Here is a 25,823-nt window from a genome sequence, read left to right on the forward strand (position 1 = left end):
AAAAGCCCCCGGACAGGGGGCAACGTCAACTATGGCTATGTTCTCGTTGTTGGCTTTCCTGGTGCTAGCGTTAAGCGTTACCGGTAGATATCTGCACTGGCGTGCATGTTGCCGTTGCTGCCGGGCTCACGGGTTAATATCACGTGGTAATAGGTTGCGCCCTGGGCATCAGTCTCTTCATTTAGCGCCTGATCTGCTTCGCTTTCAGTGGCGAAATTATGATTGATATAGATTACGCCTAAGCTGTGCACATCATCCATGTTTCTGGCCTGCTGGCCGTCTATTTTGATGGCTGCCATCGCGTTTGCACTGAGCAAAAGCGCCGCCATTATGGCTACTGCGATTTTTTTCATGATATGCGCTCCACGACTGCGTGCTGTGTGAGGGGAATGCTCCTTCTTTGATTCAGTGGGTCTCTGATTAAAGTGTAATCACTCATCCGGCGGGGATGCGTGACCATTTCTGATGCAGTTGTTCAAAAAAACAACGCTTCCTGATGCGATTAATTTTAAATCACCCACTTAGACCAGCTTTACGCTTTGTGCGAATTATTTGTGCAATCAGCTTGAGTTTCCAGGGGCGCGCAAGTATTATGACGCGTCAATTTTTCAGCCGACCTTTAACACGTTCCTTGCCTCCCCGGGCCTCGGCTGACCCAGACAGGAGGCTGAATAATCCGTAAGGAGCAATTCGATGCGTCATTACGAAATCGTTTTTATGGTCCATCCTGACCAGAGCGAACAGGTTCCGGGTATGATCGAGCGTTACTCTGCTGCCATCACTGGTGCAGAAGGTACGATCCACCGTCTGGAAGACTGGGGCCGCCGTCAGCTGGCTTACCCGATCAACAAACTGCACAAAGCACACTACGTTCTGATGAACGTTGAAGCGCCGCAGGAAGTGATCGATGAGCTGGAAACTACCTTCCGCTTCAACGATGCCGTTATCCGCAGCATGGTTATGCGTACCAAAAACGCAGTTACCGAAGCATCTCCGATGGTTAAAGCGAAAGACGAGCGCCGTGAGCGTCGCGATGATTTCGCAAACGAAACCGCAGATGATTCTGATGCTGGGGATTCTGAAGAGTAATTTCTGATGACCAACCGTCTGGCGTTGTCCGGCATCGTATGCAGGGCTCCCCTTCGAAAGGTCAGTCCATCAGGAATTCCGCATTGCCAGTTCGTGCTTGAGCATCGTTCTGTGCAAGAGGAAGCCGGGTTTCACCGGCAGGCGTGGTGCCAAATGCCCGTTATTATTAGCGGACACGAAAACCAGGCCATTACTCACAGTTTAACGGTCGGTAGCGCAGTAATCGTTCAGGGGTTCATCTCTTGCCACAAGGCAAAGAACGGCCTGAGCAAAATGGTTCTGCATGCCGAGCAGATTGATTTGATAGATACTGGAGACTAGCCATATGGCACGTTATTTCCGTCGTCGCAAGTTCTGCCGTTTCACCGCGGAAGGCGTTCAAGAGATCGACTATAAAGATATCGCAACGCTGAAAAACTACATCACCGAAAGCGGTAAGATTGTCCCAAGCCGTATCACCGGTACTCGTGCAAAATATCAGCGTCAGCTGGCTCGCGCTATCAAACGCGCTCGCTACCTGTCCCTGCTGCCGTACACTGATCGTCATCAGTAATCGGGCACGGTCCATTAATACGACTTTAAGAGGATAAGGTAATGCAAGTTATTCTGCTTGATAAAGTAGCAAACCTGGGCAGCCTGGGTGATCAGGTAAACGTTAAAGCGGGCTACGCTCGTAACTTCCTGGTTCCACAGGGTAAAGCTGTTCCAGCTACTAAGAAAAACGTAGAGTTTTTCGAAGCACGTCGCGCTGAACTGGAAGCCAAACTGGCTGACGTTCTGGCGGCTGCTAACGCTCGCGCTGAAGCAATCAACGCACTGGGCACTGTTACCATCGCTTCCAAAGCTGGCGACGAAGGTAAACTGTTCGGTTCCATCGGTACCCGCGATATCGCTGATGCAGTTACTGCAGCAGGCGTTAAAGTGGCTAAGAGCGAAGTTCGCATGCCGAACGGCGTTCTGCGTACCACTGGTGAGCACGAAGTTGACTTCCAGGTTCACAGCGAAGTGTTCGCTAAACTGGTTGTTAACGTTGTAGCTGAGTAATTTTTTACTCTGCTCGCGTCGAAGCGCCGGCCTTGTGCCGGCGTTTTGCTTTTTTAAGGCTACCGAACATTCTCTTTTTGTCTTGTACGATCGCTATTCCTGACGCATTCTTTGATAATAAAATGAAACGCAATTTTATTTATGAGATTTGTCATGGATACCGCTCTGCCCACGCCCGTCTTTGCCCGTCGACATGTGGCCTACGCCTGCGCCACGCTCTGCTGCCTGCTTTGGGGTAGCTCGTACCCGGCCATTAAAAATGGCTACGAACTCTTTCAGATAGCGACCGATGACATCCCGTCCAAAGTTGTTTTTGCCGGATACCGTTTTCTGTTTGCCGGTGTGTTGCTGCTGCTGTTTGCGCTAGCCCAGCGCAAGCCGATTGGCAGGCTCACGCCCGCGCAGTTTGGCCAGCTCACGATCCTCGGGCTGACCCAGACCACCATTCAGTACACTTTCTTCTATATAGGGCTGGCCTACACGACGGGGGTGAACGGCTCAATCATGAACGCCACCGGGACTTTCTTCAGCGTGCTGCTGGCGCACTTTATCTACCACAACGACAAACTCAGCTATAACAAAACGCTGGGCTGTATTCTCGGGTTTGCCGGGGTGATGCTGGTGAACTTCCACAGCGGGTTAAGCGATTTCCAGTTTATCTGGAAAGGCGACGGCTTTGTGGTGCTGGCGGCCTTTATTCTCTCTGCCGCCACGCTTTACGGGAAACGTATTTCCCAGACCGTTGACCCAACGGTGATGACCGGCTGGCAGCTGGCGATAGGCGGGGCTGCGCTGGTTGCGGGAGGTTATGCCACGGGCGGGACGCTGGAAGTGCACAGCATGAAGGCCGTTGCGGTGCTGGGGTATCTGACGCTGCTCTCCTCCGTGGCGTTCGCCCTGTGGAGCGCGCTGCTGAAAGTGAACCGCGTAAGCATGATTGCCCCGTTCAACTTTGTCATTCCTGTGGCAGGGACGGTGCTTTCCGCCATTTTCCTCGGGGAAAACATTCTGGATATCAAATACGCGATTGCGCTGGTGCTGGTCTGCTCGGGGATCTGGTGGGTGAATAAACGGAGTGCCTGAGAACAAAAGTGCCGGGTGGCGGCTTCGCCATACCCGGCCTGTGCCATTAACGTGCTCTGATGAAACTGCCGTCCGGCTGGCGGGTAAACAGCACCTGCTGCCCATTCCCGGTATCAATCGTTAACCCGGTGACCACCCCGCTGGCGTTCTGGCGAATCTGCACCATCTGGCCATTCTGCAGGTTACTGAGCGGCTTGCCTGCGCCTTCCACTTTTGCCATGGCGTACACGTCGGTCGGCGGCAGGTTATGGTCGCGGAAAAGCTGTGCCAGGGTTTTGCCCGGCTCCACGCGATAGGAACGCCACTGCTGCTCAATGCCGGTCGGCTGCTGGGTTTGCGGCTCAGACGGGGCTGCGGTCTGCTCCTGCGGCTGTTCATCCTGAACGGGTTCAGGTTCAACAGGCGCGACCTGGCCCGGATCGTTAGACGGAGTCACCAGCTGTGTCTGCATAGGCTGCGCGTCAGGCTGTGGCCGCGTTTGCGACTGAATATCCAGCTGCGCATTGCGGGTGACAGGCGCGGTATCGACATCATCACCGCCGGATGGAAGCAGGAAGCCCACGATGACCATCAGCGCACCAATGATGATCCCCCTGCGGTGCAGAGGAGGCAGCGGGTCCATAATGCGAAAATTGTCCGGCGCCTGCCAGATTTTCGCCAGGGTAGGTTTCAGTTCAAATCGCCCGGGCATGGCTCTCCTCCTGCTCCGCGTCTTTTATATCCTGTGCTTCGAAGTATAGTTCGCTAACTGCCTGAACGACGTAGCAAACCCGACATCCGTGACATCAGTTCGGGATTAATCCTGGTTGTCTCTATTGTTTCTGTTTCGTCGCGGTTTGTCACCTTAACTTAAGACAAAGTTTTACCCATAAGGGCATGGCTGATATGCTGCCCGCTACTTTAAATGTGATGGAAGGAAAACCCATGACCACCCCGACTTTTGACACTATCGAAGCGCAGGCAAGTTACGGTATCGGCTTGCAGGTAGGACAGCAGCTGAGCGAATCCGGCCTGGAAGGTCTGTTACCTGAAGCGCTGGTGGCGGGTATCGCTGATGCGCTGGAAGGTAAACAACCTGCCGTTCCGGTTGACGTTGTGCACCGTGCGCTGCGTGAAATCCACGAACGTGCTGACGCCGTGCGTCGCGCGCGTTTCGAAGAGATGGCAGCCGAAGGCGTGAAATATCTGGAAGAGAACCGCGAGCGCGAAGGTGTGAACAGCACCGAGTCTGGCCTTCAGTTCCGCGTGATCAACCAGGGCGACGGGGCTATCCCGGCGCGTACCGACCACGTTCGCGTGCACTACACCGGTAAACTGATCGACGGAACCGTGTTCGACAGCTCCGTGGCGCGCGGCGAACCGGCTGAGTTCCCGGTCAACGGCGTTATCGCGGGCTGGATCGAAGCCCTGACCCTGATGCCAGTGGGTTCCAAATGGGAACTGACCATCCCACACAACCTGGCCTACGGCGAGCGTGGCGCCGGCGCGTCCATTCCGCCATTCAGCACTCTGGTATTTGAAGTCGAGCTGCTGGAAATCCTGTAATCGACTTTTCTTATTTCCTCTCTCCGTCCGGGGAGAGGAAAGTAGTGATAAAACCTATAGTTACGACAGAAGCAACATTTTATCTTGCAAACGAAACTGTTGCGTGTATTTTTGTGAGCTGTTTCGCGCTGTATGAGTGATATGACACTCACATCCAACATATTATTAACATAATATCTAAATCATAGTATTCATCCCGCCGATTCTTACCTAATATCGATAAACCCTTACAAAGGGACCGTCATTTATTTGACGTTTTTAAAGGCCAGAAGAGCCTTAACAACACAGACAGGCATAAACAGGAAAATTACATGGTAGATCAGGTCAAAGTCGCCGCTGCAGAAGAGGCGACGTCTGAACAGTCGCTACGGCGCAATCTCACAAACCGTCATATACAGCTTATCGCCATCGGCGGTGCCATCGGCACCGGGCTGTTTATGGGGTCGGGCAAAACCATCAGTCTTGCCGGGCCGTCGATCATTTTCGTCTATATGATCATCGGTTTTATGCTCTTCTTCGTGATGCGCGCAATGGGTGAATTGCTGCTCTCGAACCTCGAATACAAATCCTTCAGCGACTTCGCGTCTGACCTGCTCGGCCCGTGGGCGGGCTACTTTACCGGCTGGACCTACTGGTTCTGCTGGGTGGTCACCGGCATGGCGGACGTCGTGGCGATTACCGCCTACGCGCAGTTCTGGTTCCCCGGGCTGTCGGACTGGGTCGCCTCGCTGGCGGTGATTATTCTGCTGCTGAGCCTCAACCTCGCCACCGTGAAAATGTTCGGTGAGATGGAGTTCTGGTTCGCAATGATCAAGATTGTCGCTATCGTGGGGCTGATTGTGGTGGGCCTGGTGATGGTCCTGACGCACTTCCAGTCGCCAACGGGCGTTCAGGCATCGTTTACCCATCTGTGGAACGACGGCGGCTGGTTCCCGAAAGGCATCAGCGGGTTCTTTGCCGGTTTCCAGATTGCGGTGTTTGCGTTTGTGGGCATTGAGCTGGTGGGCACCACGGCGGCGGAAACCAAAGATCCGGAGAAATCCTTGCCGCGCGCTATCAACTCCATTCCGCTGCGCATCATCATGTTCTACGTCTTCGCGCTGATCATCATCATGTCCGTGACGCCGTGGAGCTCCGTGGTGCCCAGCAAGAGCCCGTTCGTTGAGCTGTTCGTGCTGGTAGGGCTGCCTGCTGCCGCGAGCCTGATTAACTTCGTGGTGCTGACCTCTGCGGCATCGTCTGCGAACAGCGGCGTGTTCTCAACCAGCCGTATGCTGTTTGGTCTGGCGCAGGAGGGCGTGGCACCGAGCGCCTTTGCGAAGCTCTCTAAACGTGCGGTGCCGGCGAAAGGGCTGACCTTCTCCTGCATGTGCCTGCTGGGTGGCGTGGTGATGCTCTACGTGAACCCAAGCGTGATTGGCGCGTTCACCATGATCACCACGGTCTCTGCGATCCTGTTCATGTTCGTCTGGACCATTATCCTGTGCTCGTACCTGGTGTACCGCAAACAGCGTCCACACCTGCACGAGAAGTCGATCTACAAGATGCCGCTGGGCAAGCTGATGTGCTGGGTGTGCATGGCGTTCTTCGTGTTTGTGCTGGTGCTGCTGACGCTCGAAGATGACACCCGTCAGGCACTCATCGTCACGCCGCTGTGGTTTATCGCGCTGGGGCTGGGCTGGCTGTTTATCGGCAAGAAGCGTATGGCTGGCGTAAGATAATAGCAAAACGGCAACTTCGGTTGCCGTTTCTGGTTTTTGCACCCTCTCCCAGAGGGTGAGGGCATCAGCAGGCCGCAGCGGCCTTTTTTATGCCCCCGCCAATGCCCGCGGGAACAGCACGTTATTCTCAAGACTGATGTGCTCCATCAGGTCGTCGATCATCTCATTAATGCCGTTGTACATCGCTTTCCAGGTGGTGCACGCTTCCGGCGGCGGCGTGACGTTATTGGTGGTGTGTTTGATCACCTCCAGCAGTTCGCCCGCGTCATCGTGCTCGCTTTCCATTACGCTGATAGGCCCCATCGCCTGGCTTCCCATTCCCTGTTTAATCATCGGGAAGAGGATCTGCTCTTCTTTCATCATGTGGCTGGAAAGCTCTTCGTGCAGCATGGTCAGGTATTTTGCCAGACCGCGCGGTACGGAAGGCTTGTCGGCATGTACGCGCTCAACTTTCGTTGCCTGCAGGATCAGCTCAGGCAGCTGTTCACGGTGGCGGTCGTGGTAACGCACGATGATATGGTCGATGATTTCCGCGAGCGGGGCGGTGCACCAGTCTTTGTCGACAGGCTGTTCGGCCAGAAGTGCCAGCTCCGCTTCGATAGCCTCCACGTCCAGTTCCTTGCGAGAGGCCGCTCGCGCCAGGGTCTGTTTACCGCCGCAGCAGTAATCCATATCGTATTTGCGGAACAGCGCGGAAGCGCGAGGGATGGAGAGCGCCAGCTCGCCGAGGGGTTGGTCGCGAAAGGCCATAGCAGTTACCTCGTCATTAAGAATATAACTTGCATATTAAATGCATCTTTTGGGTGGCGCTATAACCCTTTAGAGGGAAGGGGAAAAATGCGACACCGATCACAAAAAAATGTCCCGTTTAACTCCCTGAATGGACTTAGGAAAGTGGTTTAGAAACTTTTTAAAGGTGGAGAAACAGTAAACAACCCGCCGCGCGTGCCGATAGATACTCGTCAGAGAAACCTGCATATAACAAAGGCAACGTATGTTTAAACGTATAAAAGTCATTACTCTTCTTATTTCGGTGCTGCTTGTGCTCGGCATCATGCAAGTGATTTCCGCGGGTATCTTTATCAACGCGCTGAATAACGATAAAGACAACTTCACCGTATCCCAGCTCTCCAGCAAAAACGTGGCGGAGTTTACCGATGCGTGGATCAGCCTCAACCAGGCGCGGGTGACGCTAAACCGCGGCATGCTGCGCCTGCAAAGCAGCATGGCCTCCCAGATTAACGGTGGGCAGCTGAACGAGCTGGTTAACACCGCGAAAAATCTGCTGGCCGATGCGCAGGTCCATTACGATAAATACTACGCCCTGCCGAATACGCCGGGTCTGGACGAGAACCTGGCCAAGCGTCTGGAAGAGCAGTACCGCATTTACTCCTCCACGCTGACGCAAATGAACGTCCTGCTGAGCCAGGGCAATCTGGAAGACATGTTCAAGCAGAACGCGGAGCAGAAACAGACCGCGATGCAGGCGGTTTACCGCGAGTGGCGCGAAGCGCAGGCGACGCTTACCGATAAAGGCATCCAGGATAATGAAAGCGACTACAAGCGCATCCTGTGGATCCTCTCTGCGGTGATGCTGCTGGTGATTGTGGTGATTATCTCCAGCTGGATCGCCATGCGCCGCGTGCTGCTCCTGCCGCTGGAAGAGGTGATCAACCATATTCGCGCCATCGCGGCGGGGGATTTAACCCAGCCGATTCAGGCTGAAGGTAAAAACGAAATGGCGATCCTGGCGCGCAACGTTCAGGAGATGCAGACCTCGCTGGCGAACACCGTGGGCGTAGTGCGTGAAGGCGCGGACACCATCTACACCGGTGCCGGTGAAATTTCTGCCGGGAGTAACGACCTCTCTTCCCGTACCGAGCAGCAGGCCGCGTCTCTGGAAGAAACGGCAGCCAGCATGGAACAGCTGACGGCAACCGTGAAGCAGAACGCCGATAACGCGCGTCAGGCGTCTCGTCTGGCGCTGGATGCCTCCTCAACCGCGAAGAAGGGCGGCAACGTGGTGGAAGGCGTGGTGCGTACGATGGATGAAATCGCGACGAGCTCCAGCAAAATCGCGCAAATTACTAACGTGATCGACGGTATTGCCTTCCAGACCAACATTCTGGCGCTGAACGCGGCGGTGGAAGCGGCGCGCGCGGGCGAACAGGGTCGTGGCTTTGCGGTAGTCGCAGGGGAAGTACGAACGCTTGCCCAGCGCAGCGCCCAGGCGGCGAAAGAGATCAAAGCGCTGATCGATGATTCCGGCGAGCGCGTGAACGCCGGCTCGCAGCTGGTGAACGAAGCGGGCGCGACGATGGCGGAGATCGTCAATGCGGTCACCCGCGTGACCGACATCATGGGCGAAATTGCCTCTGCCTCTGACGAGCAGAGCCGCGGTATCGACCAGGTAGGTCAGGCGGTGGCCGAGATGGACCGCGTGACCCAGCAGAACGCCTCGCTGGTGGAGGAGTCTGCGGCCGCGGCGGCGGCGCTGGAAGATCAGGCGGCACGCCTGAACGAAGCGGTGGCGGTGTTTAAAATCACCCGCAGCCAGGCGGTTAAAGCGGCGCCGGTGAAAACCTATGTGCCAAAAGCGCAGCCTGCTGCGACCGTAGCTGAAGCGAACTGGGAAACGTTTTAACATCATGCCGGGTAAGGCGTAGCCGCCACCCGGCAAAAAATCACATCTCCGACGCCGGAACGACCCTCGGTTTTTCCGGCTTCGCCCTCACCGCCATCACCACCCCAATGACCAGCAGCGCAATCCCACAGGCCGTTAACAGCGGCGGCACGCTCTGGCGCATCAGGAAGGTATAAAGCAGCCCGGCCAGGGTTTCGAAGACAATCAGCGGCCCTAAAATCACCGTCGGCAGCTTCTGGCTGGCAATATTCCAGCACAGCGCACCCACCCAGGAACACAGCACCGCAATCGCAACCATTAAGCCAATAAATATCCACGGCCTTGGCCCGAAGGGCTGGGCGAAGTCTGGCTGTTGATGGTCTAACCAGACGCACGCGCCGATATACCCCACCAGTGAAACGGGCAAGGTGACCAGCGCCTGCGCTGTCGCCCACATCATCGGGTGCTTGTCCGGGTTTTCCCGCAGCCAGCGCGCATTGCGCAGGGCGTACCAGGCCCAGCACGCCACCGAGATGAACGCTAAAACAATCCCCGAACCGTAACGCCACAAGCTGAAATCGCCCAGCCCGTGGCGCAGCTCGGCGATATTGACGCACACCAGCCCCACTGCGGTGCAGGCCAGGGCGGGCACCATTTTTGACCACGCCAGCTTGCCGTCCCGGTGGCTATAGAGCAGATTCGCGAAGATGGGGATGACCACCGGCAGCGTGCCGATAATCATGGTAGAGACCGGCGCACCGGTACGCTGAATGGCGCTTGCCAGACAAACGTAATAGATGAGATTGCCCATCATGGTCAGCGCCAGCGCGGTGCCCCAGTCCTGACGGCTGAGCTGGCGCAAGCGCGTGCGCCCCAGCCATGCCAGAGGAAGGGCAATCAGCCCCAGCGCCAGATAACGTCCGGTCGACTGCAATATCGCCGGGTATTCCGGCACGATCAGAGGGCCGACAAAGATCAGCCCCCACATTAAACCCGCAAGCAGGGCATACAACACGCCGCTAATCATTTTTCCATCCAGAGTGATTCACGTTGCAGTCAGTGTAGGAGGGGCAAACAGGCGCGTATTGTATGAGATTGCTCATTAGCGCCGGGTGACCTGCTTCTGGTAGCGAACGGGAGTAATGCCGTAGCGGCGGGTAAACGCGCGGGTTAAATGAGACTGGTCGGTCAGCCCCGTTGCGGCGGCGACTTCGGCGGCGGGCATGCCGTGGGTGAGGAACGCTTTGGCGCGCCACAGGCGAATCGCCATCAGCATCTGGTGCGGCGTAACGTGGAAATGGGCTTTGAACTGGCGCTGGAAATGGTAGGGGCTGAGCGAGACAACGTTCGCCAGCTCGTCCAGCGTCAGGGCGTGCATATAGTTATCGTGCAGATACTCGCGCACGCGTTCGAACCGGTGTGCGCCTTCCTGAACCACCGGCGCGTGATGGGCTAACGGCTGAAAGGTCTCAATCAGATCCAGCAACAGGCCTTTTTGCGCCAGCGGATCGTCCGTATGCCACAGGCCGTAAATCAACTGGCCGATCTGCTGCGAGCGCAGCGGGTCATAGCGGGTTACGTCGCTGAACCACCAGTGGCGCAGGCCGGTTACCTCTTCCAGCAGGTCAGGTTCGATGTAAACCATCCGGTAGCGCCAGCCGTCTTCGGTCGCGGACTCCCCGGTATGGATCTCGTCCGGGTTCATGGTCACAACGGATTTTTCAGGTGCGAGATGCTGGGTGCCGCGATAGCGAAAGCGTTCGGCGCCGGTTTCAATCGTGCCTATGCCGAAGGCTTCATGGGTGTGAGGCTCAAAGGCGTAGTCAGAGATATGCGCGTGATAGAGTTCAAGACCCGGCAGCTGCGCCAGATGGCGAAAGCGCGCGCTGTCTCTCTCATCAATGAACTGTTCCGGTACGCCTTGCACGTTGAGCCTCCTCATGGGTCATCGCTTCATTATCAGAGATGACCCGAGGGGATGCCACAAAAAATAACCAATCCGTAACAATTACAGAATGGCTTTGACGCTCTCCGCCAGCGGCGTGGTTGGCCGGCCGATCAGCTTGCTCAGGGTACGGCTGTCGTCAAACAGGCCGCCTTTGGACGCGCCCACGTCGGAGTCCGCCAGCATATCCGCCAGCCCTGCAGGAAGGCCAACGCCCTTCAGCGCGGCGGCGAAATCCACCTCGCTGAGATTCTGATAGGTTACCGGCTTCCCGCTCTGCTTGCTGAGCTCCGCCGCCAGTTCGCTCAATGTCCAGCCGCGATCCCCCGCCAGCTCGTATACCTTGCCCGCATGACCCTCTTCAGCGATAACTTTGGCGGCCGCCGCGGCATAGTCTGCACGGGTTGCAGAGGCAATTTTGCCTTCGCCTGCGGCACCAATGAATACGCCGTGCTCCAGCGCGGGCGGCGCGCTCGCCAGGTAGTTTTCGGTATACCAGCCGTTGCGCAGCAGGGCATAAGGAATGCCGGACGCCGCCAGCGCTTTTTCAGTGGCAACGTGTTCAACGTGCAGACCCAGCGGTGATTTGTCCGCATGGAGCAGGCTGGTGTAGGCGATAAATTTCACGCCTGCCGCCCTGGCGGCGTTAATGACGTTCTGGTGCTGGGTTGCGCGCTGGCCCACTTCGCTGGAGGAGATCAGCAGCAGTTTATCCACGCCGTTCAGCGCGGCAGTGAACGCCGCCTGGTCGGTGTAGTCCGCCTGACGAACCATAATGCCCTGCTGGCTCAACGCTTCAGCTTTCGCCGGGTTACGCACGATGGCCACAATCTGGCTGGCCGGTACGGTTTTTAACAGCTGCTCGATAACGAAATGGCCAAGCTGGCCGGTAGCGCCGGTAATCGCGATCATGATGAATCTCCTTCGTGTTTGTCTGGTGTTGTGGCACACTATCACCATAGCTAACTTTTGGTAAGTACGTACAAAAAGGTAAGTATGGAAAAGACGATCCCAACGCTCAGCGAGCAAATGCGCGATGGCAATCTCTTCGCGGAACAGTGCCCCTCACGGGAGGTGCTCAAGCACGTGACCAGCCGCTGGGGGGTACTGATTCTGCTGGCCCTGCGGGAGGGAACGCACCGCTTCAGCGATCTGCGCCGTAAAATGGGTGGGGTGAGCGAAAAGATGCTGTCCCAGTCGCTTCAGGCGCTGGAGCAGGACGGGTTTGTCGACCGCGTGTCGTATCCGGTCGTGCCGCCGCACGTCGAGTATAGCCTGACGCCGATGGGTGTTGAGGTGAGTGAGAAAGTCGCCGCGCTGGCGGACTGGATTGAGGTCAATACGCCGAAGGTGATGGCGAATCGGGAAGAGCGGGCGGCGTAAAAGCCGGGTGGCGGTTTCGCCTTACCCGGCACAATCATCGCTACCTGCTTAAATCCACCTGATAAATCGCGAACCCAATATCATCCGTCGCAACCTTCTTCATCGGATACTGCGCCTTGTCCTTAATAAACGCGGCTGCCTTATCGGACGGTGACGTTTCAAAGCGGATATCCAGTTTCGTCTCGCTGTGAATTGGCGCAAGACGCCAGTTGTTGTCCACCGCCGGGTGAATTTCGCCCGCCTTCTTCGACTCCGCGCCGATCCACGCCGCCAGTACGGAGCGGTTTTCGTCCGGTGAGGCAAAAGCGATGTGGCTATCGCCCGTACCCGCAAACTTGCCGCCGTAGGCGCGATAGTTATTGGTCACCACCAGGAAAGTGGCATTCGGATCGATCGCCTTGCCGTTGAAGGTCAGGTTTTTAATGCGCTCCGCCTGCGGGTTAATGGCCTGGCACTCGCCGTCATATTTCGCCGGCTGGGTGACGTCAATCTGGTAATTCACGCCGTCGATCACGTCGAAGTTGTAGGTGCGGAAGCCGTCCCAGTTAATCAGCGACTGCGGTTTACTGCTGTTCGGATCGATCTGGTTAAACTGCCCGGCGGAGCACTCCAGCCACTCCTTCACCTCTTTCCCCGTGGCTTTAACCACCACCAGGGTATTCGGGTAGAGGTAGAGATCGGCGGCGTTACGGAAGGTCAGCTGGCCTTTTTCGACCTCAACGTAGCTTGCCGGGTCATTCTTGCGTCCGCCCACTTTGAATGGCGCCGCGGCAGACAGCACCGGCAGTTTGGCCAGATCCGGATCGCCCTGAACAAAGTGTTCGGCATAGGCTTTCTGCGCCATATTGACCACCTGGACGGTCGGGTCGTCCTGAACCAGCGCCAGGAAGCTGTACATATTGTCGGCGGATTTGCCGATCGGCTTGCTGACGAATTCGCGGGTGGCGTCATGGTCGTGCTTCAGCACGTCGACCAGCTTTTTATCTTCACCAGCCAGGGATTTTTTAGCCGCCGCGTCGTAAATCGGGCGCGCTTCGGCTTTTGACTGCGTCACCTTCCAGCTGCCGCCGTCGTTATTCAGCACCAGATCCACCACGCCGAGATGGTCGCCCCACATGCCCGGCATCACGGACGGCACGCCGTTGAGCGTACCTTTCTCGATATCCGCCCCTTTGATGCCGGCGAAATCTTTGCCCGGGAAAACGGCGTGAGCGTGGCCGAAGAGGATCGCGTCAACGCCCGGGACTTCACTCAGGTAATAAACGGAGTTTTCAGCCATGGCCTGATACGGGTCGGCTGACAGTCCTGAGTGAGCCACCACGACAACGACATCCGCACCTTTCGCACGCATTTCCGGCACGTATTTGCGCGCGGTTTCGGTAATGTCGTTAACGGTCACTTTGCCGTCGAGGTTGGCTTTATCCCAGGTCATAATCTGCGGCGGTACGAAGCCGATATAGCCGATTTTCAGCGTCTGCGTTTTCCCGTCCTGGTCGACAAGCTCGGTCTCTTTAATCAGGTACGGGGTAAATAGCGGCTTTTGCGTCTTAACGTCGATGATATTGGCGTTAACGTACGGGAACTTCGCGCCGGCCAGCGCATCATGCAGGTATTTCAGGCCGTAGTTAAATTCATGGTTTCCAAGGTTACCGACGGCATAATCCAGCGTGTTCATCGCTTTATAAACCGGATGGATCTCGCCTTTCTTCAGGCCTTTCGCCGCCATGTAATCGCCGAGCGGGCTGCCCTGAATGAGATCGCCGTTGTCCACCAGCACGCTATTTTTGACTTCACCGCGCGCGGCGTTAATCAAACTTGCTGTGCGTACCAGTCCGAATTTTTCCGTAGGGGTATCTTTGTAGTAATCGAAGTCCATCATATTGCTGTGCAGATCGGTCGTTTCCAGAATACGCAGATCTACCGTCGCCGCCTGCACGCTCGCTGCAATCAGCGTCGCCAGAAGCGTTGCACTAAACTTAATCATCAGAGGAGTCCTTTTTTCGATCCGTTCCACAAAAGAGTATGTATCTATCGCTTGTTGCTTACAGAAATGTGAATCCTGACAGAAAAAAGCGCACTGAAACCGGAATTGCTTCACAGATAGCGGAATTGTTCACATTACGATATAACTAAAACAAAGAGTTAACCTCACTGCGTTAACAAAGAGGTGGAAAATGCTAGATAAGATTTGTCAGCTCGCACGGGATGCGGGAGATGCCATTATGCAGGTGTATGACGGTGTAAAACCGATGGAGGTCGTCAGCAAGGCGGACGACTCCCCGGTCACGGCGGCCGATATCGCCGCGCATAAGGTGATCCTGCAGGGTCTGCAGGCCTTAACGCCTGAGATCCCCGTACTGTCAGAAGAAGCGCCGCAAAGCTGGGATGAACGCCAGCACTGGCAGCGTTACTGGCTGGTCGACCCGCTGGACGGGACAAAAGAGTTCATCAAGCGCAACGGTGAATTCACCGTCAATATCGCCCTGATTGAGAACGGTAAAGCGGTGCTCGGCGTAGTCTACGCGCCGGTCATGAACGTGATGTACAGCGCCGCAGAAGGCAAGGCCTGGAAAGAGGAGTGCGGCGTACGCAAGCAGATCCAGGTGCGCGATGCGCGTCCACCGCTGGTGGTGATTAGCCGCTCGCACAGCGATAGCGAACTGGAGGAATACCTGCAACAGCTGGGTGAACACCAGACCACCTCGATTGGCTCGTCGCTGAAATTCTGCCTGGTGGCGGAGGGTCAGGCGCAGCTGTACCCGCGCTTTGGGCCAACCAACGTCTGGGATACCGCGGCAGGTCACGCCGTGGCTGCGGCCGCCGGGGCGCATGTCCATGACTGGCAGGGCAAGCCGCTGGACTATACCCCGCGCGAATCATTCCTCAACCCCGGCTTCCGCGTCTCTCTTTACTGAGCCAGCAGCTTGTGCAGCAGGGCGACAACCTGCTGCACCTCTTCCTGCGTTAACGCGCCGTCTTTCACCCACTGCACGCGGCCGTCCTTATCCAGCACGACAATCGCGGAACTCTCTTCCTCTAGCTGCCAGGCCTTACGCGTCACGCCGTTGCTGTCGACGATAAACTGCGACCACGGGTAGAGCTTTTTGTTGCTCTCAAGGCTTGAGCGCACAAACATTCCGGAACCTGGAATGGCGTCATCGGTGTTCACAATCGTGGTGGTCTGGTAGCGGTCATGGGGGAATTTTGCGGCCTTGATCGCCTCCACGAGGTTGGCATTCTTCTCTTTTGCGGATGTACGACCGGCAATATGTTGTACAACTCTCACTTTGCCCGCGAGCTGCGCGCTATTCCAGGCTTTATAGCTAAACTTATCATTGTCGAGAATCAATTCTCCCCGGTCAGCAATGCCGACTGGCGGTACACGTTGTCCTTTTTCAATGCTGTGAGCGGAAGCCCACAGGGGCAGCAGCAGGCAAGCTGCCGCAAGGATGTTACGTAGGGTCATGGCGTTTCCTTATTGTTTGCAGGTGATCCGACCACTTGGTCATACGCTTTTAATCATAAGTGCGATCAATGTGGTTTTCCCGCAATCCCAGTGCCAGTTTGCGGGTGAACGCACATATCCATGAAAAAACGACGGCTTATACTGCTCCCTGTCACGCTTTGCAAAGATTATTCTGAATAATTGTAATCAAACGGTAAATAAACTTATGCACACTGGGTAACACCGTAGTTCTGGTCTATAGTCATTGGGCATCAAAATTTGCGCTCAGGACAGTCGGGCCGATTGTGGCACCGCAAGAGCGTATGATTCGCAGGAGATACAAGAATGAAAATTTTCCAACGCTACAACCCGCTTCAGGTGGCGAAGTACGTGAAGATCCTGTTCCGTGGACGGTTGTACATCAAGGATGTTGGCGCTTTTGAGTTTGATAAGGGCAAGATCCTTGTCCCAAAAGTGAAGGACAAACAGCACCTGTCTGTGATGTCCGAAGTCAACCGTCAGGTTATGCGTCTGCAAACTGAGATGGCTTAACCAACGTGCTATGCAGTAAGTAGTTAAAAAGACGGCTCCCGATGGGAGCCGTTGATGTTTCTGGGGAGCTGAATTTTCGCACACGCTAAACGCTTGCCAGCCATTAAGGTATTAGTTGATTTAGATTTTCTAAAGATATTTTTCAGCGGCCTCATGTTGATGTAAAACAAAAAAGAATTAATTCTCTGTTGGACCTATCACCTGACGAACGAACAATGATTATCTCATTTACGTAATGGAGTTCAGGAGATGGCTATTCCAGCTTATTTGTGGCTGAAAGATGATACCGGTGCCTTAATCAAAGGTGCAGTTGATGTGCAAGGTAGAGAGTCCAGTATTGAGGTTAATGGTTTTTCACATAATGTTTCTATTCCTACTGATCCACTGACGGGGAAAGTAACAGGTTCCAGAAAACACTTCAGTATTGTCTTCCTGAAAGAGTTTGACTCTTCATCGCCTTATCTGTTCAAAGCAGTTTGTACAGGTCAAACATTAATAAGTGCAGTTTTTAAATGGTATCGTATTAACGATGCGGGGCAAGAAGTAGAATATAACAACATGCTGCTTGAAAATGTAAGGATAGTGGGAGTTTCGCCGGTGATGCATGATACGAAAGATGCCTCGAAGGAGAAACATAACCATCTTGAATGCGTTGAAATGCGCTATGAAAAAATCACATGGAAACATTGTGATGGAAATATCCTCTTTTCAGACAGCTGGAACGAAAGGCTATAACAATGAGGCACCCAGTAAACACGGTTACTCCTCATCCACCTTATGATATCGCTTCTTTCGCACCGCCAGGGGTTTCAGTGACAAAAAACATGATGATTGCTCGGTTCCATCATGGGCCTTCGGTGTTGACCTACTTATGGTTTTATAAGCAAGTAAGAGGACATGGGCCATGGGATTACAAAAATTTGTTAGGAAAACAGTATGAGAATTTCGGGAATTTTCATTATGGAGCGGTAGGTATTGCCGCAGGTATTAAACCAGGGATATTATTGCGAGGGGCTGGGTTCGCACAAATTTTAGCGGGAACCAGCGACCCAGCTTTTATGAACTATCCAGGGCCTGATTCTTATGGCGATGACCCTAAAGATCAGACATGGATAAGGGCGGGGATCGATTATGCTCAGCGTTCAGGTTTTTAAAAATAAGTGGCTGTATTTATCCGTAGCAATCGCCCTGGTTGGATATGGGTTATGGCGTGTCATTGATAACTTTCTTTATCTTGAGCAAAGAATTATTCATAGAGAGAGTATCGGTTCGTTTTCTACATTATATATAACTGAAAGCAGTGCTGGAGCAACGACTTCTAATGTTTATAAATACTATCTATACCCTGGTAAATCTTCTGAGGAGAATTTCTTAAAAGAAGTAAGGAATGGTTATGAACCTTTCCTTATGACTACCGCTTCAGATGTTAAATTCAACATTGAGGAGAACGCAATTCATCTCAAGGTTGCCGGGGACATTTTTAAATTTAATAATGTGGCGGGTCATACCTTTATCTATCTTGATGCGTCACCCTTCTAAAGTCGTGGGCGTATTATTCTTAGGATGTAAAAAGGGCAGCTTGTCGCTGCCCTTATGGATTAGCCTGACACCTTCTCTTCCGCGTCCGGCAGCTTCGGCACCAGCACGGTCGGCTTGTTGTCGATGCGCGTCACCAGCAGCTGGTCGATGCGGTAGTTATCAATATCCACCACCTCAAACTTGTAGCCGGAGAACTTCACCGAGTCGGTGCGTTTCGGGATTTTACGCAGCATAAACATCATAAAGCCGCCGATGGTTTCATAGTTACCGGACTGCGGGAACTCGTCGATATCCAGCACGCGCATGACGTCTTCAATCGGCGTACCGCCGTCGATCAGCCATGAATTATCGTCACGCTGAACTATCTGCTCTTCCAGCCCCTGGCCTACGAGGTCGCCCATCAGCGTGGTCATGACGTCGTTCAGGGTGATGATGCCCACCACCAGCGCGTATTCGTTCATGATCACCGCGAAGTCTTCCCCGGCGGTTTTGAAACTTTCCAGCGCTTCGGAGAGCGTCAGGGTGTCCGGCACAATCAGGGTATTGCGGATCTGCACGCCGCTGTTGAGCGCCAGGCTCTGGTTTGCCAGCACGCGGTTCAGCAGGTCTTTGGAGTCGACGTAGCCGATGATGTGGTCGATATCTTCATTACAGACCAGGAACTTGGAGTGCGGATGCTGCGCCACTTTGTTCTTCAGGCTCTGCTCATCTTCATGTAAATCGAACCAGATAATATTTTCACGGCCCGTCATGGAAGAGGGCACGGTACGGGATTCCAGTTCAAATACGTTCTCAATCAGCTCGTGTTCCTGCTTGCGCAGCACCCCGGCCAGCGCGCCGGCTTCCACCACCGCATAGATATCGTCAGACGTAATGTCGTCTTTACGCACCATTGGCAGCTTAAAGATGCGGAAAATCACGTTTGCCAGGCCGTTGAAGAACCACACCAGCGGACGAAACACGTACAGACAGAAGCGCATCGGGTTGATGATACGCAAAGCCACAGCTTCTGGCGCAATCATACCGATGCGTTTCGGGGTCAGGTCTGCAAAGAGGATAAACAGGCCCGTTACCAGTGAGAAGGAGAGAATAAAGCTCAGCTGTTCGGCAAGCTCAGCGGACATGTACTTCACAAAGAGGCTATAAAACGCCGGAGAAAAGGCCGCATCGCCCACGATACCGCCGAGAATGGCGACCGCGTTAAGGCCAATCTGCACCACGGTGAAGAACATGCCGGGGTTTTCCTGCATTTTCAGGATGCGGGTGGCATTGATGTTGCCCTCGTCGGCAAGCAGCTTAAGTTTGATTTTTCGGGACGCGGCCAGCGAGATCTCAGATATCGAGAAAAATGCACTGACGGCAATAAGACAAAGTATTACTAAAATACTGTTTAACATAGTTTATCCGGCTTCTCGCCAGATCCTCAGAAGGGGAGTTGATACCATTTGTGTGAAAACACGTAGAACGTCAGCTCGTAGCGTTGAGCCGATTATTTCAGCGGGTAGTATAGCGTAAAGGCGTGTAAATCTGCCAGAGGTCACGTTTTTGGCATAAAAACAGACCGGACAGCGGGGCGCTGCCCGGTACGCAAGGCTATTTCACGGGAGACAAGTGGGCACTCCCCACCGTCCTTCGCGTGGCATCGCCTCCCCACACCTGATCGTACTCATAACCCGTTAACTGCTTGATGATCACGCGGGTATTGGTATCGCAGTCGCGGTAATCTCCGCCCAATTTCCGGCGAGCGATCTCCTTGAGCAGCAGCTTATGCGTCTCGCGGGTGAGCTTAAATTTGTAGGTGGTAAAGAAGCTCACCGCCAGAAGGGCTGCCGTCGCGAAGATCATCAGGCCGATAATTGCCCCCAGCGCGCTTTCTGGCTGTGCGCCGCTGCCCTTCACGAAGCCGGACTCCTGCAGCACCAGGCCAATAATCATGATGGCAATCGCCACGGTGCTTTTGCGGGTCAGGACCATCACGCCGGCAAAAATGCCTTCGCGGCGCTGCTGCGTCACCATCTCGTCGATATCCGGAATGAAGCTATAAATATTCCACGGAATATAGTAGAGCCCGGAACGGGCGGCCCCCAGCAGAATAAAGACCGCCGAGAACAGCAGCGTCGGCACCTGCGTTTTGGTCAGGTAGACCGTAAACAGGAATACCAGCACGCAGAAAATACAGCCGTAGGAGAGGCGCAGAGCGGCCGAAGGGGTAACATTCAGCCGGTTCAGCAGCAGCATAAACCCGTACGTGCCGGGTACCGAGGCGAAGGCCGCAATGCTCAACCAGCCGGATACCGCAGCTGCATCCTGGCTCAGACAGTACACGACATAATAGGTAAACACCGACCCGAATACGTCCATCGCCGTAAACGAAAAGATATAAATAATAATGTGCAGGCGGAACGCGCGAATGCGGAATGAGGAAAAGAGATCCAGTACCAGATATTTCAGATGATTAAGCATCCCGCTGCTGCGCTGGTTATCCACTTTAAAATCGGACTCCTGCTGCACATCTTTGGCTTCCCAGGTGGTGTACCAGGTAATAAATACCGCGATACAGAATACGCAGGAAAATATCAGCCCGGTGAGGGTATAGGTAAACGGATTGTCTTTCCCCGTGAACTGCATGATCACGCCGGGGACGGAAACCGCAAGGAAACCGCCCAACTGGGAGCAGATCATACGCACGCCGGAGAGGCGGCTACGCTCTTCATAGCGGTTGGTCATTTCCGCCGCCAGCGTCTCCCAGGGCACCAGCACCATCGCCGACAGCAGTTCAATCGAGAGATAGGTTCCCAGGTAATACCAGTAGCCCATATCCGTCAGCCACAGCAGGGCATACAAAAACATTAATGGGGAGCTGAGTAATAAAAAGAAGCGGCGACGGCCAAATTTACGGCCGAGCCACGTATTGCCGAAATTATCGGTGATATAGCCCATAATCGGGCTTAAGAGTGCATCAATGACGCGGGCAATCGCGAATATCGAACCCGCTTCAATAACCGAGAGCCCGCAATAGGTGGTGTAAAAAAATAGCAGCCAGGTGCCGATAATGGCGAAAGCGCCTCCGCCAAACAGATCGGTTATGCCGTAGCCAAGCGCTACGCCATAACCAACTCTACGTTCAGTTGGTTTGACCATAATAATATCCAGTGTAGGGTAATGATTAACCTGTTTTTCAGGTCGTATTTTTATTTACTGCTGGACGACACATTACGTTCTAATTATTGATATCTATCCATTGTCTTAATTGAGATGAGCGATAGAGAGCCTCCACAAGCGTGAGTGATTTTCCGGCAGAATGGATATCGGTGTAGTCCGTTTCTCCCGAGTGATTAATGGCGTGATAAAACCGGCGGATCGCCTGCTGATGTCCCAGCCCCCAGTAGCTTTTGACCGAGCCGTCAGGGGAGTCATCGCTCACCAGCCTGCGACGATCGCCGGGGGTAATGCGCCAGAGCACGTTGTCATTCAATAACAGCGAGCCCCGTTCGCAGTGGATTTCCAGCCAGAGAGGGGAATCCACGGTATTGCAGTTGCTGGCATAAAACAGGCCGCGCGCGCCGTTGGCAAAGTGCAGCGTTGCCATCGCGCTGTCTTCCCCTTCGGTGACGTCTGCCAGCTCACCGCTATCCACCACGCCTTTCAGGCGCGTCACGCCGCCGGCGAACCACTGCATCAGGTCAAGGGTATGGATCGCCTGGTTGATCAGCAGGCTGCCGCCTTCCGTTGCCAGCCGCCCGCGCCACGGGCTTTCGGTGTAGTACGCCCCCGAGCGTGACCACGTCAGCACCGCCTTCATACTGAGCATCTTCCCCAGTTCGCCATCGCCCAGCGCCTGCCGGATGCGCAGGCTGCTGGGGTTGAGCCGGTTCTGATAGCAAACGCCAAGCAGGCCCGGAGCCTGCTCAACGGCGCGGGCGATATCGTCGAGTTCGCTGCTGTTCATCCCTACCGGTTTTTCGCAGAACACATGCTTCCCGGCAGAGAGCGCGTCCAGGATCATGCGCTTATGTTCGAAATGCGGCGTGCAGATATGGACCACGTCGATGGCATCGTCCAGCAGCATTTCCCGGTAATCCTGGTAAAAACGGCACTGGTAATCCATCGCCAGCTTCAGTCCTTTGACGCTGTCGATGTCTACCAGCGCGCGCAGCGCGACGTTGGGGATCTGGCGTAAGGCGTTCACATGGCAGCCGTGGATCGCGCCTGCGCCGATAACCGCCGTGTTCAGGATCGTCATTGTTACCTCCCGTTATGCCGTCGCGTTGGCCAGCATCTGCGCCTTCACGCAGAGCTCCGCCGCCTTGAAGGCGTGCGCCTGCGTCATGGCGTTTTCGGTTCGGTGCAGGCAGTCGAGGATCAGCTCGCCAAAGAACGGGAAGCCGACCTGCCCGGCCACCGGATAACGGAATTCCCCCTCTTTATTGACGAGGTAAACCACATCCTGCTCGCCGCGGGTGAGATCGACATATTTACGGATTTCGATATAGCCTTCGGTGCCGAGCAGCGTCAGGCGACCGTCGCCCCAGGTAGAAAGCCCGTCCGGCGTAAACCAGTCGCAGCGGAAATAGCCGCTGGCGCCGTTTTCCCCTTTCAGCATGGCATCGCCAAAATCTTCAAATGCCGGGTACTGCGGGTGTTTAACGTTGCGAACCTGGCTTGCCACCACGGAGGCCTCGCTGTTTCCGGTGTAAAACAGGAACTGCTCAATCTGGTGGCTGCCGATATCGCACAGGATGCCGCCGAAGTAACGACGATCGTAGAACCAGTCCGGGCGACCGGTGCCTTCCCGGTGCGGACCGGTTCCGAGGGTTTGCACCACGCGGCCAATCGCGCCCTGCTGCACCAGCTGTCCGGCAAACACCGCGCTCTCGACGTGCAGGCGTTCGCTGTAGTACACCGCGTATTTCTTCCCGGTTTTCTCCACCATCGCTTTGGCGTCCGCCAGCTGGTCAAGGGTGGTGAGCGGCGCTTTATCCGTGAAGTAGTCCTTGCCCGCCGCCATCGCTTTCAGCCCCAGCGCGCAGCGCTCGGACGGGATGGCGGCTCCCGCCACCAGACGCACCTCATCGTCGTTAAGGATCGCGTCCAGCGAGTCCGCCGCTTTGGCCTGCGGATACTGCTGAAGGAATTTATCCACTTTCGCCGGGTCGGGGTCGTACACCCACTTCAGCGTGGCCCCGGCTTCAATCAGGCCGTTACACATCCCGTAGATATGGCCGTGGTCGAGCGCGGCGGCGGCAAACACAAATTCCCCCTCGCGAACCACCGGCTGGGGTTTGCCGACAGGCGCATAGTTCATTCCGTCATTCTTGTTCATGCTGACACTCCTCGATCCAGATCTTTGCCCAGGGGGATAGCGCCCACTTCGCTGAAGTTGGCGACGCTTGCGGATTTCTCATAAAAACGGGGGGCGACGGCGTTGATCCCGCCGGTACGGTAAAACGGGTCATCGCGCTGAATCGGCAGCGTGACGACGCTGCGCGTAATGGCGGATTTATAAATCGCGGCGATCAGCTCCAGCGAGCGTTTGCCCTGTAGCCCATCCACTAACGGCGCCGTGCCGTGCTCGATGGCATAAAGCAGGTCATTAATCTGCCCGGCGTGTAGCGTCCACTCGAGCTTCGGCGTGTCCTGAAAAACGGCGTTGAGCTGCGCTTCTCGCTGCTGGTCGTTAGTTTCCTGCGGGAAGCCGTTATCGGCGCTGACGCTGGCAAAGGCCTGCCACGGCGCGGAGATGCGCGCCTTATCGCCCTGAATAATAATTTTCTGATCTTCGCCGTGGTGCACGACCGATGCGGTAAGCTGCGCGAGCGCGCCGCCGGGATATTTGAAAATTGCCGCGCTGAGGTCTTCCACTTCGGCGTTGTCGTGCGCCACGTTGGTCATCATCGCCACCACCTCGGACGGGAAGCCGAGCATCCACTGCATAGCGTCGATATGGTGTACCGCGTGGTTAAGCGTGCAGCCACCCCCCTCTTTTTCCCAGGTGCCGCGCCACCACAGGTCGTAGTAGCAGTGCCCGCGCCACCAGAGCGAATCCACCTGCGCGTGGCAAACCCTACCTGCGAGCCCCGAGTCCAGCGCGGCTTTTAAGCGCCAGAAGGCATCGGTAAAGCGGTTCTGGGCAATGATGGAGAGGGTCTTGCCGCTGGCCTGCTGCGCGGCGATCATCGCGTCGCACTCCTCCAGCGAGGCGGCCATCGGTTTTTCGCACAGCACGTGGCACCCCGCGTTCAGGGCATCAATGCCGATCTCTGCATGGACGTAGGGCGGCGTGCAGACGTCGACAATGTCGATATCCTTCTCTGACGCCAGCATCTGCTGGTGGCTTGCATACACGCGGGCGTCCGTCAGGCCGTAGCGCGCTTTTTTCTCGTGGGCTTTTTCCGGGTAGATATCGACCAGCGCGACGATCCGGCAGCGCTGGCCAAACTGCAAATAGCCCTGAATATGGTTATGCGAGATATTCCCTGTTCCCACGATGGCGACATTTAACATCGTTTATCTCCGAAGTTACCAGGTGCCAGAGGCGTCCAGCGTGATGCTGGCGGTCTCTTTAGCCACTGAGGTGCTGATACGCTGTTGAAGCAGGCGCAGATACTGTTTCTCGTTGAGCGGCAGGTCGACCCAGTCGTCTGTCCAGGTGGAGAGGTGCATGGCGTTGGAGAGCGTCAGCCCGCGGATCCCTTCCAGACCCGGCGCAATCAGCATTTCACCGCGCAGGATGGCGGCAGCAAAGTTGGCGGTAATGACGTGGTGTTCGCTGCATTCCGGGGCGACGGGGAGCGTCACCTCCCAGCATTCGGGTTCACCAAAGCCGTTTTGCCAGCGGGCGTTGAAGGCGGTTTCGGATTCGCGCAGCCGCCAGTAGCGCAGCTTGCCCTCTTCGACGACCACCTTGCCGCGGTCGCCGACGATTTCCAGCCGGTTGGTTCCGGGCGTTTCCGCCACGGTTGTGATAAACACGCCGGTCGCGCCGTTGGCATACTCCGCGTAGGCGGTGACCTCGTCTTCCACTTCGATATCGCGATGCTTGCCGAACTGGCAGAACGCCCGCAGGCGGACCGGCATCCCCACCAGCCACTGCCAGAGATCGAGCTGATGCGGATCCTGGTTGAGCAGCACGCCGCCGCCTTCCCCTTTCCAGGTGGCGCGCCAGCCGCCGGAGTTGTAGTAGCTTTGCGAGCGATACCAGTTGGTGATGATCCAGTTGGAGCGGCGGATCTCACCCAGCTCGCCGCTGTCGATAAGATCTTTCACCTTCTGGTAAAGCGGGTTGGGGCGCTGGTTGTACATGATGCCAAACACCACGTCGCACTCACGTGCGCAGGCGTTCATCTCCTGCACCTGCGCCGTGTATACGCCCGCCGGTTTTTCACACAGGGTGTGGATGCCGTTGCGCATCGCCAGCATCGACAGGCGCGGATGCTCGTAGTGCGGCGTGGCGACAATTACCGCGTCGATAAGCCCGCTCTGGAGCATCTCCTGCGCGTCGCTGAATAACGGGAGGGTGCCGACCAGCTGGCGAATCGCCGGGTGCTTTTCGACGGCATTATCGCAAACCGCCGCCAGGCAGGCGTCGCTGACCGTACCCGCCAGCAAATAGCGTGCGTGGACCGTACCGATATTACCTATTCCAATAATGCCAAAACGTACCTTCTCCATGTCACACCTTAATTTCTGTTGAAAAGAAGTGATGACCGGAAAATAGGAAAGGCGAGCCGCAGCGACAATGTGTTTTTGTGAGAATACTCGCAAGGTGATTAAGTAATCTCCAGGCTTTCTGAAATTTAGTTTTAAAATCAAAAGGCTGTTTCTGCAAATATTTGCAAAAACTGAATGAGAGCG

Annotated in this window: 28 protein-coding genes; 14 read left to right on the forward strand and 14 right to left on the reverse strand. The window is 55.4% G+C overall.

The window, feature by feature from the left end; translation table 11 throughout:
* Nucleotides 1-77: 77 nt before the first annotated feature.
* Entirely contained in the window at nt 78-353 is a 276-nt protein-coding gene (gene yjfY / locus UTO39_RS16400; protein WP_151412998.1) for a DUF1471 family protein YjfY, read from the reverse strand.
* A 340-nt stretch (nt 354-693) separates the two neighbouring features.
* On the opposite strand from yjfY, the gene rpsF reads away from it, so the two are divergent.
* The 5 genes from rpsF to UTO39_RS16425 all read left to right on the forward strand — a co-directional run bounded on the left by rpsF (nt 694) and on the right by UTO39_RS16425 (nt 3,216).
* On the forward strand, nt 694-1,089 hold the full coding sequence (gene rpsF, locus UTO39_RS16405; RefSeq protein ID WP_014068637.1) for a 30S ribosomal protein S6: 396 nt from the start codon (nt 694-696) through the stop codon (nt 1,087-1,089).
* 6 nt (nt 1,090-1,095) lie between these two features.
* A complete protein-coding gene (priB, locus tag UTO39_RS16410; protein ID WP_028015270.1) occupies nt 1,096-1,410 on the forward strand; it encodes a primosomal replication protein N in 315 nt (104 codons plus the stop codon).
* Nucleotides 1,411-1,414: 4 nt separating this feature from the next.
* Nucleotides 1,415-1,642 (forward strand): 30S ribosomal protein S18, encoded by a 228-nt coding sequence (gene rpsR / locus UTO39_RS16415; RefSeq protein WP_000135199.1) that lies wholly within the window; start codon nt 1,415-1,417, stop codon nt 1,640-1,642.
* A gap of 41 nt (nt 1,643-1,683) precedes the next feature.
* A complete protein-coding gene (gene rplI, locus UTO39_RS16420) occupies nt 1,684-2,133 on the forward strand; it encodes a 50S ribosomal protein L9 (RefSeq protein WP_006810372.1) in 450 nt (149 codons plus the stop codon).
* A gap of 153 nt (nt 2,134-2,286) precedes the next feature.
* On the forward strand, nt 2,287-3,216 hold the full coding sequence (locus tag UTO39_RS16425) for a DMT family transporter (protein ID WP_320727582.1): 930 nt from the start codon (nt 2,287-2,289) through the stop codon (nt 3,214-3,216).
* Between the two features lie 46 nt (nt 3,217-3,262).
* On the opposite strand, the gene UTO39_RS16430 is transcribed toward UTO39_RS16425, so the two are convergent.
* Nucleotides 3,263-3,907 carry an OapA family protein gene (locus UTO39_RS16430; RefSeq protein ID WP_061099462.1) on the reverse strand — a complete coding sequence of 215 codons (645 nt, stop codon included), beginning with the start codon at nt 3,905-3,907 and terminating at the stop codon, nt 3,263-3,265.
* Between the two features lie 233 nt (nt 3,908-4,140).
* On the opposite strand from UTO39_RS16430, the gene fklB reads away from it, so the two are divergent.
* Nucleotides 4,141-4,761, forward strand: coding sequence for an FKBP-type peptidyl-prolyl cis-trans isomerase (fklB, locus tag UTO39_RS16435; RefSeq protein WP_008502892.1), 621 nt, complete (start codon nt 4,141-4,143; stop codon nt 4,759-4,761).
* 311 nt (nt 4,762-5,072) lie between these two features.
* Nucleotides 5,073-6,482, forward strand: coding sequence for a D-serine/D-alanine/glycine transporter (gene cycA, locus UTO39_RS16440; protein ID WP_151413000.1), 1,410 nt, complete (start codon nt 5,073-5,075; stop codon nt 6,480-6,482).
* 87 nt (nt 6,483-6,569) lie between these two features.
* Here the strand turns inward: cycA and ytfE are convergent, their stop codons facing one another.
* A complete protein-coding gene (ytfE, locus tag UTO39_RS16445) occupies nt 6,570-7,232 on the reverse strand; it encodes an iron-sulfur cluster repair protein YtfE (RefSeq protein ID WP_320727583.1) in 663 nt (220 codons plus the stop codon).
* Nucleotides 7,233-7,476: 244 nt separating this feature from the next.
* Between ytfE and UTO39_RS16450 the strand changes: the two genes are divergently transcribed.
* On the forward strand, nt 7,477-9,126 hold the full coding sequence (locus tag UTO39_RS16450; protein WP_266179823.1) for a methyl-accepting chemotaxis protein: 1,650 nt from the start codon (nt 7,477-7,479) through the stop codon (nt 9,124-9,126).
* Between the two features lie 40 nt (nt 9,127-9,166).
* Here UTO39_RS16450 and UTO39_RS16455 read toward each other — a convergent pair whose 3' ends face one another.
* The 3 genes from UTO39_RS16455 to UTO39_RS16465 all read right to left on the reverse strand — a co-directional run bounded on the left by UTO39_RS16455 (nt 9,167) and on the right by UTO39_RS16465 (nt 11,962).
* Nucleotides 9,167-10,132 carry a DMT family transporter gene (locus UTO39_RS16455; RefSeq protein WP_320727584.1) on the reverse strand — a complete coding sequence of 322 codons (966 nt, stop codon included), beginning with the start codon at nt 10,130-10,132 and terminating at the stop codon, nt 9,167-9,169.
* Between the two features lie 75 nt (nt 10,133-10,207).
* Nucleotides 10,208-11,032: an AraC family transcriptional regulator gene (locus UTO39_RS16460; RefSeq protein ID WP_266179825.1), complete on the reverse strand. Its 825-nt coding sequence runs from the start codon at nt 11,030-11,032 to the stop codon at nt 10,208-10,210.
* 81 nt (nt 11,033-11,113) lie between these two features.
* Nucleotides 11,114-11,962 carry an SDR family oxidoreductase gene (locus UTO39_RS16465; RefSeq protein WP_320727585.1) on the reverse strand — a complete coding sequence of 283 codons (849 nt, stop codon included), beginning with the start codon at nt 11,960-11,962 and terminating at the stop codon, nt 11,114-11,116.
* Nucleotides 11,963-12,046: 84 nt separating this feature from the next.
* On the opposite strand from UTO39_RS16465, the gene UTO39_RS16470 reads away from it, so the two are divergent.
* On the forward strand, nt 12,047-12,433 hold the full coding sequence (locus UTO39_RS16470) for a helix-turn-helix domain-containing protein (RefSeq protein ID WP_320727586.1): 387 nt from the start codon (nt 12,047-12,049) through the stop codon (nt 12,431-12,433).
* A 40-nt stretch (nt 12,434-12,473) separates the two neighbouring features.
* Here the strand turns inward: UTO39_RS16470 and UTO39_RS16475 are convergent, their stop codons facing one another.
* The gene (locus UTO39_RS16475) at nt 12,474-14,417 is read right to left on the reverse strand and encodes a bifunctional 2',3'-cyclic-nucleotide 2'-phosphodiesterase/3'-nucleotidase (protein WP_320727587.1); all 1,944 of its coding nucleotides are present in this window, start codon (nt 14,415-14,417) and stop codon (nt 12,474-12,476) included.
* Nucleotides 14,418-14,607: 190 nt separating this feature from the next.
* Between UTO39_RS16475 and cysQ the strand changes: the two genes are divergently transcribed.
* A complete protein-coding gene (cysQ, locus tag UTO39_RS16480; protein WP_151413005.1) occupies nt 14,608-15,348 on the forward strand; it encodes a 3'(2'),5'-bisphosphate nucleotidase CysQ in 741 nt (246 codons plus the stop codon).
* Here cysQ and UTO39_RS16485 read toward each other — a convergent pair.
* Nucleotides 15,342-15,899 carry a YtfJ family protein gene (locus UTO39_RS16485; RefSeq protein ID WP_063154911.1) on the reverse strand — a complete coding sequence of 186 codons (558 nt, stop codon included), beginning with the start codon at nt 15,897-15,899 and terminating at the stop codon, nt 15,342-15,344. The genes cysQ and UTO39_RS16485 overlap by 7 nt on opposite strands.
* A gap of 324 nt (nt 15,900-16,223) precedes the next feature.
* Between UTO39_RS16485 and UTO39_RS16490 the strand changes: the two genes are divergently transcribed.
* From UTO39_RS16490 to UTO39_RS16505, 4 genes are all read left to right on the forward strand, one after another.
* Nucleotides 16,224-16,430: a DUF1107 domain-containing protein gene (locus UTO39_RS16490; protein ID WP_008501430.1), complete on the forward strand. Its 207-nt coding sequence runs from the start codon at nt 16,224-16,226 to the stop codon at nt 16,428-16,430.
* A 249-nt stretch (nt 16,431-16,679) separates the two neighbouring features.
* Nucleotides 16,680-17,165 (forward strand): Hcp family type VI secretion system effector, encoded by a 486-nt coding sequence (locus tag UTO39_RS16495; protein ID WP_320727588.1) that lies wholly within the window; start codon nt 16,680-16,682, stop codon nt 17,163-17,165.
* A 77-nt stretch (nt 17,166-17,242) separates the two neighbouring features.
* The gene (locus UTO39_RS16500) at nt 17,243-17,584 is read left to right on the forward strand and encodes a polymorphic toxin type 44 domain-containing protein (RefSeq protein WP_320727589.1); all 342 of its coding nucleotides are present in this window, start codon (nt 17,243-17,245) and stop codon (nt 17,582-17,584) included.
* Nucleotides 17,562-17,969, forward strand: coding sequence for a hypothetical protein (locus UTO39_RS16505; protein ID WP_320727590.1), 408 nt, complete (start codon nt 17,562-17,564; stop codon nt 17,967-17,969). Before UTO39_RS16500 ends, UTO39_RS16505 begins: the two co-directional genes overlap by 23 nt.
* 59 nt (nt 17,970-18,028) lie before the next feature.
* Here the strand turns inward: UTO39_RS16505 and UTO39_RS16510 are convergent, their stop codons facing one another.
* The 6 genes from UTO39_RS16510 to UTO39_RS16535 all read right to left on the reverse strand — a co-directional run bounded on the left by UTO39_RS16510 (nt 18,029) and on the right by UTO39_RS16535 (nt 25,640).
* Nucleotides 18,029-19,366 (reverse strand): hemolysin family protein, encoded by a 1,338-nt coding sequence (locus UTO39_RS16510; RefSeq protein WP_320727591.1) that lies wholly within the window; start codon nt 19,364-19,366, stop codon nt 18,029-18,031.
* A 196-nt stretch (nt 19,367-19,562) separates the two neighbouring features.
* On the reverse strand, nt 19,563-21,110 hold the full coding sequence (locus UTO39_RS16515; protein ID WP_320727592.1) for an MFS transporter: 1,548 nt from the start codon (nt 21,108-21,110) through the stop codon (nt 19,563-19,565).
* A 79-nt stretch (nt 21,111-21,189) separates the two neighbouring features.
* Nucleotides 21,190-22,212 carry a Gfo/Idh/MocA family protein gene (locus UTO39_RS16520; protein ID WP_061099450.1) on the reverse strand — a complete coding sequence of 341 codons (1,023 nt, stop codon included), beginning with the start codon at nt 22,210-22,212 and terminating at the stop codon, nt 21,190-21,192.
* Nucleotides 22,213-22,224: 12 nt separating this feature from the next.
* Nucleotides 22,225-23,292: a Gfo/Idh/MocA family protein gene (locus UTO39_RS16525; RefSeq protein WP_061099449.1), complete on the reverse strand. Its 1,068-nt coding sequence runs from the start codon at nt 23,290-23,292 to the stop codon at nt 22,225-22,227.
* Nucleotides 23,289-24,473, reverse strand: coding sequence for a Gfo/Idh/MocA family oxidoreductase (locus tag UTO39_RS16530; protein ID WP_320727593.1), 1,185 nt, complete (start codon nt 24,471-24,473; stop codon nt 23,289-23,291). The genes UTO39_RS16525 and UTO39_RS16530 overlap by 4 nt, the downstream gene beginning before the upstream one ends.
* A 15-nt stretch (nt 24,474-24,488) precedes the next feature.
* Complete coding sequence (locus tag UTO39_RS16535) at nt 24,489-25,640, reverse strand: Gfo/Idh/MocA family oxidoreductase (RefSeq protein ID WP_320727594.1); 1,152 nt, start codon at nt 25,638-25,640, stop codon at nt 24,489-24,491.
* Nucleotides 25,641-25,823: the final 183 nt, after the last annotated feature.

It is taken from the genome of Enterobacter sp. 118C5, from assembly GCF_034107645.1.
GTDB classification, from domain to species: domain Bacteria; phylum Pseudomonadota; class Gammaproteobacteria; order Enterobacterales; family Enterobacteriaceae; genus Enterobacter; species Enterobacter nematophilus.